Annotated in this window: 9 protein-coding genes and 1 pseudogene; 3 read left to right on the forward strand and 7 right to left on the reverse strand. The window is 69.1% G+C overall.

The features are described 5' to 3' along the window. The first annotated feature begins 271 nt into the window (after window positions 1-271). From I73_RS00950 to I73_RS34760, 3 genes and pseudogenes are all read left to right on the forward strand, one after another. On the forward strand, window positions 272-937 hold the full coding sequence (locus tag I73_RS00950) for a DUF3108 domain-containing protein (RefSeq protein WP_022978904.1): 666 nt from the start codon (window positions 272-274) through the stop codon (window positions 935-937). Between the two features lie 681 nt (window positions 938-1,618). Then, window positions 1,619-1,810 (forward strand): annotated as a pseudogene (locus tag I73_RS33615) (pseudouridine synthase); the annotation flags it as partial. Continuing rightward, window positions 1,764-2,213 carry a pseudouridine synthase gene (locus tag I73_RS34760; protein WP_374701934.1) on the forward strand — a complete coding sequence of 150 codons (450 nt, stop codon included), beginning with the start codon at window positions 1,764-1,766 and terminating at the stop codon, window positions 2,211-2,213. The pseudogene I73_RS33615 and the gene I73_RS34760, both read left to right, overlap by 47 nt. Window positions 2,214-2,220: 7 nt before the next feature. Here I73_RS34760 and I73_RS00965 read toward each other — a convergent pair whose 3' ends face one another. The 7 genes from I73_RS00965 to I73_RS00995 form a co-directional block, all read right to left on the reverse strand. Further along, window positions 2,221-3,921, reverse strand: a complete 1,701-nt coding sequence (locus I73_RS00965) for an ExeA family protein (protein ID WP_022978907.1) — start codon at window positions 3,919-3,921, stop codon at window positions 2,221-2,223. A 64-nt stretch (window positions 3,922-3,985) separates the two neighbouring features. Then, window positions 3,986-4,303: a flagellar basal body protein gene (locus I73_RS00970; protein ID WP_022978908.1), complete on the reverse strand. Its 318-nt coding sequence runs from the start codon at window positions 4,301-4,303 to the stop codon at window positions 3,986-3,988. Window positions 4,304-4,354: 51 nt separating this feature from the next. Beyond that, window positions 4,355-5,434 carry a chemotaxis response regulator protein-glutamate methylesterase gene (locus tag I73_RS32045; RefSeq protein ID WP_022978909.1) on the reverse strand — a complete coding sequence of 360 codons (1,080 nt, stop codon included), beginning with the start codon at window positions 5,432-5,434 and terminating at the stop codon, window positions 4,355-4,357. 12 nt (window positions 5,435-5,446) lie between these two features. Next, window positions 5,447-6,244: a protein-glutamate O-methyltransferase CheR gene (locus I73_RS32050; RefSeq protein ID WP_022978910.1), complete on the reverse strand. Its 798-nt coding sequence runs from the start codon at window positions 6,242-6,244 to the stop codon at window positions 5,447-5,449. Between the two features lie 28 nt (window positions 6,245-6,272). Then, window positions 6,273-7,520: an EAL domain-containing protein gene (locus I73_RS00985; RefSeq protein WP_022978911.1), complete on the reverse strand. Its 1,248-nt coding sequence runs from the start codon at window positions 7,518-7,520 to the stop codon at window positions 6,273-6,275. Window positions 7,521-7,566: 46 nt separating this feature from the next. Beyond that, window positions 7,567-8,097, reverse strand: a complete 531-nt coding sequence (locus I73_RS00990) for a chemotaxis protein CheW (RefSeq protein WP_022978912.1) — start codon at window positions 8,095-8,097, stop codon at window positions 7,567-7,569. Between the two features lie 11 nt (window positions 8,098-8,108). Next, window positions 8,109-9,957, reverse strand: a 1,849-nt coding sequence (locus tag I73_RS00995; protein ID WP_040499369.1) for a CHASE3 domain-containing protein, incomplete at its 5' end; no start/stop codon positions are given.

The raw sequence follows: 9,957 nt of genomic DNA on the forward strand, positions 1-9,957 counted from the left end.
GGATCACCGCAAACGCAAAAACGCCGGGGACGGGTTCCCCGGCGTCACAGCACAGTGAGCGGATTTGCGACAAACGGTTCCGTGAACCGGCGCGCCGGCCGTGAAAGGGGCAATCTAGCAGACCTGCGAGACGTTGTTACAGGCGCCCCGCCGAGGCCTGCGGTCAACACCCGGGCCTGAACCACCGTTTTCTGAAGAAGTCCCCTTGGGAAACTCCCTGCGAAAGGCCACCGTGCTTCGAATTCATTCCCTTTCTTCCCTGCGTTCCTGGATGTTGGCGGGCAGCGTCTGCCTGGCCCTGGCCCCTGTGCATGCGGCCGAACTGCCCCACAGCGCCGACCTGACCTACCAGGTGCGCTGGGGCGTGGTCAGCCTGGAGGCCGAGCAGCACTGGCGCCTGGACGGCGACCGCTACACCCTCAGCACCGAGCTCAAGCTGCCCCTGGGCTTTGCCAACCGCCGCTACGTCAGCCAGGGCCGGGTGGGCCCCCAGGGGCTGGAGCCTTCTTCCTATGAAGACTACGAGGTGGGCGACCCCCAACCGCGCTCCGTCGCCAAGGTGGACCGCAGCACCCATGTCGTCAGCTACGGCCGCACGGCCGTGCCCCTGCATGACAAGCCGCTGGCCGATGGCCTGCAGGACATCAACGCTCTGGCCTACCAGTTGATCTGGATGGGCGACAAGGTGGCCGGCAAGACGGTGCCGGTGACCAATGGCCGCAATGTGGTGTCCCATCAGTTCTCCAAGCTGCCCGATGGCACGGCCAGCTACGACGGCAAGGCCTATCCGACCCTGCGTCTGGTCAGCACCAGCCCGGAGGGTGGCTTCGAGGTCGGTCTGGCCCAGGGCCTGGGCTGGATGCCTCTGAAGATCGTGCGCGTGCAGGACGGCAAGACCCTCACCTTCACCGCCACCCAGGTGCGTTACACGCCTTGAATGGGCCCGCCGCAGGCGTCCTCGTCGAAAAAACTTCCGGGCTGTTATTCCCTTTGTCTTTTGATATCTCAACTTGGCAGTTGTAGTAGAGGGCGCCTGCCGCTGTGGATAAGCCGAATTTTCTTTTTGAGATCAACAGCTTGTCTTCTCCCAAAGTCTGTGGCCGGCGGTCTGGAAGACCCGGGGAGCAAAAGACAACAAGCAGGCGGCTGCCATTCGGCCTGTGGAAAACCGGGTCCTTGTTCAAAACTTGTCCACAGAGCTGTGCCTTGACAGCACTTGTCCACAGCGTGCTGGGCGGTTCAGACGGGCCGAAGCCTGGGGCGCAGGCCACAATCACGCCCCATGTCCCGTCCCCGCCCGGCCTGGCGGCCGGCGCCCCGCCACGGTGTGCCGGCCAGCTGCGTGGCCCTGCCCCATGACCAGCGCTGGCCCCGGCTGAGCGCCTTTCTGGCCTGGCGCCTGCCGGTGCTGGACGAGCCGCAATGGCAGGCCCGCCTGGCCGCGGGCGAGGTGCTGGACGAGCGCGGGGCCGCGTTGGCCGTGGACGCCGCCTACCGGCCGGGCGAGCGGGTCTGGTACTGGCGCGAGGTGGATGGCGAGGTGGACATCCCCTTTGCCGAGGAACTGCTGCACCTGGACGAGCGCCTGGTGGTGGTGGACAAGCCGCACTTCCTGCCCATGGCGCCGGTGGGCCGCTATGCCCGCCACACCCTGTTGGCGCGCCTGCAGCGCCGCCTGGGCCTGGCCGAACTGACCCCGCTGCACCGCCTGGACCGGGAAACCGCCGGCGTGGTGGTGTTCAGCCGCCGGCCCGAGGACCGCAATGCCTACCAGGCCCTGTTCCGCGAACGGCAGGTGCAGAAGGTCTACGAAGCGCTGGCGCCCTACCGGGCCGAGCTGGCCAGCCCGCTGCGGCGCCACAGCCGGCTGGAACCCTCAGACCGCCGCATGCAGATGCACGAAGTGCCAGGCCAAGCCCAATGCCGAGACCGGTATCGAGATGCTCTCAAACGACGGAGTGCATGCTCACTACCGGCTGACCCCGCATACCGGCAAGACCCACCAGCTGCGGGTGCACATGCTGGCCCTGGGGGCGCCGCTGCTCGGCGACAGCGTCTACCCGGTGCTGCAGCCCGAGCCGGCGCCCGGCCAGGCGCCGGATTTCAGCCGGCCGTTGCAGCTGCTGGCCCGCCGCCTGGCCTTCACCGACCCGATCACCGGCCAGGCCCTGGTCTTCGAGAGCCAACGCCGGCTGGTCTGGCCGGCGGCTTGACGCCCCCTCAGCGCGCTGCGCCGTCGTTCAGCGTGGGCTCCACCAGGCCGGTGGCGTGGTTCAGGCGCATCAGGGTCAAGGGGCCGGGCAGGCCGTCGGTTTGCAGGCCCTGGGCCATCTGGAAGGCGCGGATGCGCCGGGCCAGGCCCTCGGCGTTGTCCTGGGCCGGGCCGCCGTCCAGCCGTGCCAGCTGTTCGGCCAGCCAGCGGCCGGAAGGGCCCTCGGCGGCCAGCACGCCCTCACCGCCGTAGCCCGGGGGGCTGCGCCAGAGGGTGTGGAACTCGCCCTGCCACCAGGGGGCGATCTTCAGCAGCGGCACGGTCAGCGTGCGGCCATCGGCCAGCCCCAGCCGGGCCTGGTCACCCTGCAGGCCCTCCAGCAGCACCCGGGTGCTGCGTCCATCCGGGGCAGTCAGCAGCAGCCAGCCCGGCCGGTCCAGCAGGCGCACCGGGCCCAGGCCACCCAGGCTGCTGTGACAGCGCAGGCCCTGGCTGGGCAGCTTGGCGCAGGGGTCGGCCGTCGGGGTCAGGGTGAGGTTCCAGCGCTGGGCCAGGCGTTCCCAGGCCTGGGCCTCGGCCAGGTGTTGGGTGAAGACCTGGGCCCCCAGGCTGTCGGCGGCCTCGGCCTGCGGTTCGTGGGGCTGCAGGTCGGGCGGTGACGAGGCCACCGTGGCCGCCTGGGCCAGCACGGCCACCGAGGCGGCTGGCCGCGGCGGCGACACCTGAGCCGGTGACGGGGACAGCGCCGGGGTGGATGCCGATGCCGCAGCCGCCGGGGCCGCTTGCCAGGGCGGCAGCAGGCGTGTCAGTGCGAACACCGCCAGCACCGCCGCGGCCCCGCCCCCCAGCCAGCGCATCGCCTGCTGGGGGCTCAGCCGGCGCAAGCCCGGCAGGTCGAACACCTGGCTGGCGGCCTCCTCCACCAGGGCGCGGTCCACCCGGTGCTGGCCGCGTTCGGCCGCCAGGGTCAAGGCCCGGTCGCACAGCACGTTGATGCGCCGGGGCGTGCCCCGGCACAGGCGGTGGATGCGGCGGATGGCCTCGTCCTCGAAAGGCAGCGGGCCGGTCAGGCCGGCCACCGTCAGCCGGTGGACCAGGTAGGCCTCGGTCTCGTCGCGGCTGAGCGTCTGAAGGTGAAAGCGCGCCACGATGCGCTGGGCCACCGGGGCCATCTCCGGGTGCTCCAGCAGTTGACGCAGCTCCGGCTGGCCGATCAGCAGCACCTGCACCAGCTTGTCTTCGTTGGTCACCAGGTTGGTCAGCAGGCGCAGCTGTTCCAGCACCGGCAGGGCCAGGGCCTGGGCCTCGTCCACCACCACCAGGGTGCGCCGTCCCTGGGCATGGGTCAGCAGCAGGTGGCCGTGCAGGGCATCGATCAGGTCGGTTTCCGCGCCAGGGCGGTCGGGATCGGCGGGCAGCTCCACCTGCAGGCTCTCGCACAGGCGCTTGAGCAGGGCCTGCACGCTCATCTTCGGGTTGACCACGTAGGCCACGTCCAGCCGCGGCGGCAGCTGTTCCAGGAAGGCCCGCCAGACGGTGGTCTTGCCCGCCCCGATCTCGCCGGTCAGCAGCACGAAGCCGCCGGCCCGGCGCAGCCCGTAGTTCAGGTAGCCCAGGGCATCACGGTGCTGCTTGCTGAGGTAGAGAAAGCGCGGATCCGGCGCGACCGAGAAGGGCTCGCAGGCCAGGCCGAAGAACGATTCGTACATGGGCCGCCAGCATAGCGGCCCGCCTGGTGCTTGCCGCCCCCTCGAGAAGGGGACGCGCGGCCCTTCAGGCCGTGCAGTCCAGCAGCGAGCCCACCATGCTGCCCTCGGTCTTGAGGGTCAGCACCTGGGACTGGAAGTTGTAGAGCGCCACCTGCTGGTTCACCACGTCCTGCGTGAGCTGGCTGCTGCTGGCGCCTTGGTCGCCCTGGGGGTCGAGCTGGCGCAAAGAGGCGTCCACCCCCCCGGTGGCGCGGGTGCTTTGCACCACATCCTCGCGTCGATAGCTCGGTGTGGCCACATTGGCGATGTTGTTCGCCGAAGCATCCAGCCGCGCCTGTGCCGCGGCCAGGCCGCTGGAGGCAAGGGTGGGCAGGGTGGACATGCCCGCTTGATCGTCCGATCAGAGGCCGTGTTGAGCCTCTGTTCCATCTTTTTACAAGGCGGCAACGATTTCCCGCGGAATGCCCGTCAGCCCGACCGTGCGGGTCACGCCGCCCCGCTTGATCGCCTCCTTGGGCATGCCGAAGACCACGCAGCTGGCCTCGTCCTGGGCCAGGGTCTGGGCGCCGGCCTGGTGCATCTCCAGCATGCCGGCGGCGCCGTCGTCGCCCATGCCAGTCATGATGATGCCCAGGGCATTGGCCCCGGCCGAGCGGGCCACCGAGCGGAACAGCACGTCCACCGAGGGCTTGTGGCGGCTGACCTGCGGGCCATCGCGCACCTCCACCCGGTACTGGGCCCCGTTGCGCTGCAGCAGCAGGTGGCGGCCGCCCGGCGCGATGAGGGCCTGGCCGGGCATCACGCGGTCGTTGTTCTCGGCTTCCTTGACCCGGATCTGGCAGAGCCGGTCGAGCCGCTCGGCGAAGGCGGCGGTGAACTTCTCGGGCATGTGCTGCACGATCACCAGGCCGGGGCAGACCCGCGGCAACTGGGTCAGCACCTCTTCGAGCGCCTGGGTGCCGCCGGTGGAGGTGCCGATGGCGACGATGCGCTCGGTGGTCTGCGACATGGCCCGGGCCCCGGTGGCCGGCAGCACCGCGTCCGCGCTCAGCTTGGGCGGCGGGGCCGAGGGCGGGCCGCTGGTCGCGCGGGCGGCCAGGCGCTGCACATTGGCCCGCGCGGCGGCGCGGATGGCGCCCAGCAGTTCCTCGGCCGATTCGGTCAGGAACTCCTTGAGGCCGATCTTGGGCTTGGTGACCACCGCCACCGCGCCAGCCGCCAGGGCGTCCATCGTGGTCTTGGCGCCCTTCTCGGTCAGCGTGGAACAGATGACCACCGGCGTGGGCCGGCCGGCCATGATCTTGCGCAGGAAGGTGATGCCGTCCATGCGCGGCATCTCCACGTCCAGCACGATGACGTCGGGCCAGCCCTGCTTCATCCGCTCCACCGCCAGCAGCGGGTCGGCCACGGCCGCCAGCAGCTCGATGTCCGGCGCATCGCGCAGCAGACCCTGCAGCACCTGCCGCACCACGGCGGAATCATCCACCACCATCACCCTGATCTTTTCGGACATGGGGGTCTCCGTTCAAGTCTTGCGATAGATCGACGGCGCGATCTGGACCACCGGGGCGTCGAGGTCGTTGAGGTTCTCCGAGTGGCCGATGCAGAACCAGCCGCCGCTGGGCAGGGTCTCCAGCACGCGGTTCACCACCTGGCGCTTGGTCTCCGTGTTGAAGTAGATCAGCACATTGCGCAGAAAGACCATGTTGAAGGTGCCGAGGTCCGGCAGGCGTTCGTTGAGGTTGACGTGCAGGAACCTCGCCCGCTCGCGCAGGGCGCGTTGCACCAGCAGGGTGCCCGCGTGCGGGCCGGTGCCCTTGAGGCAGAAGCGCCGCATGTAGTCCGCCGGCATCTGCCGGGCCCGTTCCATGGGGTAGTGCCCCTGGCGGGCGCGGGCCAGGACCCGGGTGCTGATGTCGGTGCCGACGATCTCGAAGGGCTGGCCTTCGCGCACATCGGCCAGCACCATGGCCATGCTGTAGGCCTCCTCGCCCGTGGAGCTGGCACCGCTCCAGATGCGAAAGGGCCGGTGCGCCGGGGCGGCCTGAGCCACCTTGCGCAACAACTCGAAGTGCTTGGGCTCGCGGAAGAAGTAGGTCTCGTTGGTGGTCAGCAGGTCCACCGCGATCTGCGCCTCGGCATGCTCCTCGCGCTTGTCCAGCAGGGCCAGGTAGTCCGAGAAGCCGCCGAGCTGACGCGCGGTCAGCCGCTTGGCCAGACGTCCGCTCACGAGGGACTTCTTGGCCGGAGACAGCGAAATGCCGGCGGCCGTGTGAATGAACTCTCGGAAGCGCTGAAATTCGTGTTCGCTCAGGGCGTGCATGGGGGTCTCACGGGGGTTCGGGGCGCCGTCAGTCGGGCTGCTGTGTCGGGGCGGCAAGGTCTTCAGGCTCAGCCCGCAGCAGGGCCAGGCGCTGCCGGTGGCCGCGCAGCCAGGGGTGCAGGTCATCGCCGGGCATGGCCTTGGCGATCAGCCAGCCCTGCCCGATCTGGCAGCCCAGGGTTTGCAGCAGCCGCCAGTCCTGCAGGGTCTCGATGCCTTCGGCCACGCTCACCAGGCCCAGCTGGTGGGCCATCTCCAGGGCCGAGCGCAGGATCACCTGCAGATGCGGGCGCTGGGTGGCTTCGCTGACGAAGGAGCGGTCGATCTTGAGCTCGGTGAAGGGGATGCGGGCGAGCTGCTGCATCGAGGAAAAGCCGGTGCCGTAATCGTCGATGGACAGGCCGAAGCCGCGCAGGCGCAGCCGCGCCAGGCGGTTGAGCGCCACGTCCAGGCGCTTGGCCAGCGAGCCCTCGGTGATCTCGATCATCAGCTGGTGGGGGTCCAGGCCGTGCTGGGCCACCTGGGCGCTGAAGTGCTCGACCAGGGTGGGGCTCTCCAGCAGCCGTGGCGACAGGTTGATGGCCAGCGACAGGTTCAGGCCCCGGGTCTGCCAGGCGGCGGTCTGGGCCAGGGCCTGATCCAGCACCGAGAGGGTCAACGGCTCAATCAGGTCGGACTGCTCGGCCAGCGGGATGAACTGGTCTGGCGGGATGGGGCCGAGCACCGGGTGGGTCCAGCGGGCCAGGGCCTCCACACCCCGCAGCAAACCGGTGTGCATGTCCACCTTGGGCTGGTAATGCACCTTCAGTGCGTGCTCGCGCAGGGCGGTGTCGAGATCGCCGGCCGTCAGCGGCAGCGGGGCCGGCCGGGCGCGGCCGGCCTGCTGCGGCAGGCGGTTGGTCAGGGCCTCGCGCAGCTGCGTCAGGCACAGGGGCTTGGCCAGCGTGGCCACCATCGGCAGGCCCAGCTCCTTGCCCAGGGTGTTGGCCGAGTTCATCAGCATCTGCTCTCGGGAGGAGGCAATCAGCACGGGCAGAAACACCTGGAGGCGGTGCAGTTCCTCCAGGAACTCGAAGCCGTCCATGCCAGGCATTTCCAAGTCCACGATGAGCAGACTCGGAGGCAGCACCAGCATGGACAGCAGCGCCAAGGCCTCGCGGCCATCGCTGGCCTCGTAGACCAGGTCCATGCCCAGCTCGCGGCACAGCATGGCCGCATGCTGGCGCTGAACCAGGCTGTCGTCCACCACCAGCACCGACGGGTAACCGCCCGGCACCAGGGGCGGGACTGGGGGGAAGACGATGTGCTCATGGCATTGCCTTTCAGGCCAGGGCGGGCTCCGCCAGGGCCGTGGTGGCGTGGTCTTCGGTCTCGCCCACCGTGGTCAACTCGTCCATGGCCAGGGCCTGCTGGGCGTCCAGCAGGATCACGAAGCGCTCGCGCACCTTGCCCATGCCAGCGATGAAGTCGCGCCGGATGCGGGTGCCGAAAGCCGGTGCGGGCTCGATGTCCTCGGCCCGGATGTCCAGCACCTCGCTGACGGCGTCCACCACCACCCCCACCACCTGGCGCTCACCGTGCTGGGCCACCTCCAGGATGACGATGCAGCTGCGCCGCGAGACCGGGCTGACGGGTCGGCCGAAGCGGGCCTGCAGGTCCACCACCGGCACCACCGCCCCGCGCAGGTTGATCACCCCGCGCACGCTGGCGGGCATCATCGGCACCTCGGTGGGATTGCGGTACTCGATGATCTCCTTGATGGCCAGGATGCCCAGCGCGAACATCTCGCTGCCCAGCAGGAAGGTGAGGTACTGCGCGGGCTCGGCCCCGGGCGTCTTGACGGGATCGCTCATGGTCCGTCCCCTCAGAAGTTGGTGAACTGCGACTCGTCGATGTCGTGGCTGACCGCCGTGCTGGCCGCGATGGCGGACTTGCCCATCGGCTTGGGACGCGCCACCGAGCGCTGGGCACTGCCCTTGGCGGCCTGGATGGCGCGCCGTGCGGGGGCCGCGGACTGGCCTTGCAGGGAGCCGCCCCGGACCTTGAAGAAGGCCATGGCGCGCTGCAGCTGTTCGGCCTGGCTGCTCATCTCCTCGCTGGTGCCAGCCAGTTCCTCGGAGCTGGCGGCGTTCTGCTGGGTGGTCTGGTTGAGCTGGCCGACCGCGGCGTTGATCTGGCCCACGCCGGAGGACTGCTCCTCGGAGGCGGCGGTGATCTCCTGCACCAGGTCGGAGGTCTTCTTGATGTTGGGCACCATCTGGTCGAGCAGCTGACCGGCGCGCTCGGCCAGCTCCACGCTGGAGCCTGCCACGTCGCTGATCTCCTGGGCGGCCACCTGGCTGCGCTCGGCGAGCTTGCGCACCTCGGCGGCCACCACGGCGAAGCCCTTGCCGTGCTCGCCGGCGCGGGCGGCCTCGATGGCGGCGTTCAAGGCCAGCAGGTTGGTCTGGTAGGCGATGTCGTCGATGATGCCGATCTTCTGGGCGATCTGCTTCATGGCGCTGACGGTGGCCTTGACGGCCTCGCCGCCCTCGGTGGCCTCGGAGGCGGCGCGGGTGGCCATGGCATCGGTGACCTTGGCGTTCTCGGTGTTCTGCGAGATGGAGGCGGTCATCTCCTCGATCGAGGCGCTGGTCTCTTCCACACCCGCCGCCTGCTCGCTGGCGGCCTGGCTCAGCGACTGGGCCGTGGCGCTGACTTCTTCGGAGGCCCCGGCCAGCGCCTCGGCGCTGCTGTTGACTTCGGTCACCACCTGCGAGAGCTTCTCGACGGTGCGGTTGACGTAGTCCTTCATTTCGCCGAACGTGCCTTCATAGGAACGGTCGATGGTCTGGGTCAGGTCGCCATCGGCCATGGCGCGCATGACCCGCACCACGTCGCCCATGCTCTCGCCGGCGGACGCCACCATCTGCTTGGTGGTGTACAGCAGGCTGCTGGTGTCGCCTTGATTCAGCGCCACGTCCACCTCGAAGTCGCCCACGGCCACCCGTTCCATCACTGCGGCGGCGTAGGCGGGCTCACCACCCAGCACCTTCAGCAGGTCACGCACCAGCAGGTAGCCCACGCCAGCCGCCAGCAGAATGGCGGCCAGGCTGCCGAAGATCAGCACGGCGCTCGTGCGGGCCTGCAGCAGCTCGGCGTCCTTGCTCCGTTGGACCAGCAGGCCACTCTCCGCATCGGAGATCTGCGACAGCTGCGTGCGCATGCCGTCCATGTACTGCTTGCCCTTGGCCGCCCGCACACTGGCCACCAGCTCGTCCATCTTGGCCTGGCCATCGTTGACCTTGCGGCGCAGCGCGATCTCCGGCTCCAGGGCCTTGTTGATCCACTGCTCGTAGTTGGCGTACAGGGCGTCCAGCCGCTCCTGCTGCTTGGGGTTGTCAGCGGTCAGCTTCTTGGCCTGGGACCAGTGGGTCTTGAAGGCCGTCATGCCGTCACGGTAGGGCTCGAGAAAGGCATCGTCGCCCGCCAGGCCGAAACCACGCTCGCCGGTCTCGATGTTGACCAGGCTGGTCAAGGCGCTGTTCACCTCGGCGAGCACCTCGTAGGTGTGGACGTTCCAGCGGTTGCCTTCCGTCAGGCTGCTGAAGCTGTAGTAGGACGTGCCGGTGAGCACCAGGAGGATCGCCACGATGACGGCGAATCCGCTGTAGAGCTTGGTGGCGACTTTGATGTTCTTGAACATGTCGAATCTTTCGGTCGTTGGGAGGGTG

Origin of the sequence: Ideonella sp. B508-1 (assembly GCF_000333615.1) — a bacterium.
Taxonomy (GTDB): Bacteria; Pseudomonadota; Gammaproteobacteria; order Burkholderiales; family Burkholderiaceae_C; genus Ideonella.

Coding starts and splice junctions, on each gene's coding strand:
- I73_RS00970 (WP_022978908.1), bottom strand. CDS start 4,303: ATGTCCACCCTGCCCACCCTTGCCTCCAGCGGCCTGGCCGCGGCACAG.
- I73_RS34760 (WP_374701934.1), top strand. CDS start 1,764: ATGCCTACCAGGCCCTGTTCCGCGAACGGCAGGTGCAGAAGGTCTACG.
- I73_RS00965 (WP_022978907.1), bottom strand. CDS start 3,921: ATGTACGAATCGTTCTTCGGCCTGGCCTGCGAGCCCTTCTCGGTCGCG.
- I73_RS32045 (WP_022978909.1), bottom strand. CDS start 5,434: ATGTCCGAAAAGATCAGGGTGATGGTGGTGGATGATTCCGCCGTGGTG.
- I73_RS00950 (WP_022978904.1), top strand. CDS start 272: ATGTTGGCGGGCAGCGTCTGCCTGGCCCTGGCCCCTGTGCATGCGGCC.
- I73_RS32050 (WP_022978910.1), bottom strand. CDS start 6,244: ATGCACGCCCTGAGCGAACACGAATTTCAGCGCTTCCGAGAGTTCATT.
- I73_RS00990 (WP_022978912.1), bottom strand. CDS start 8,097: ATGAGCGATCCCGTCAAGACGCCCGGGGCCGAGCCCGCGCAGTACCTC.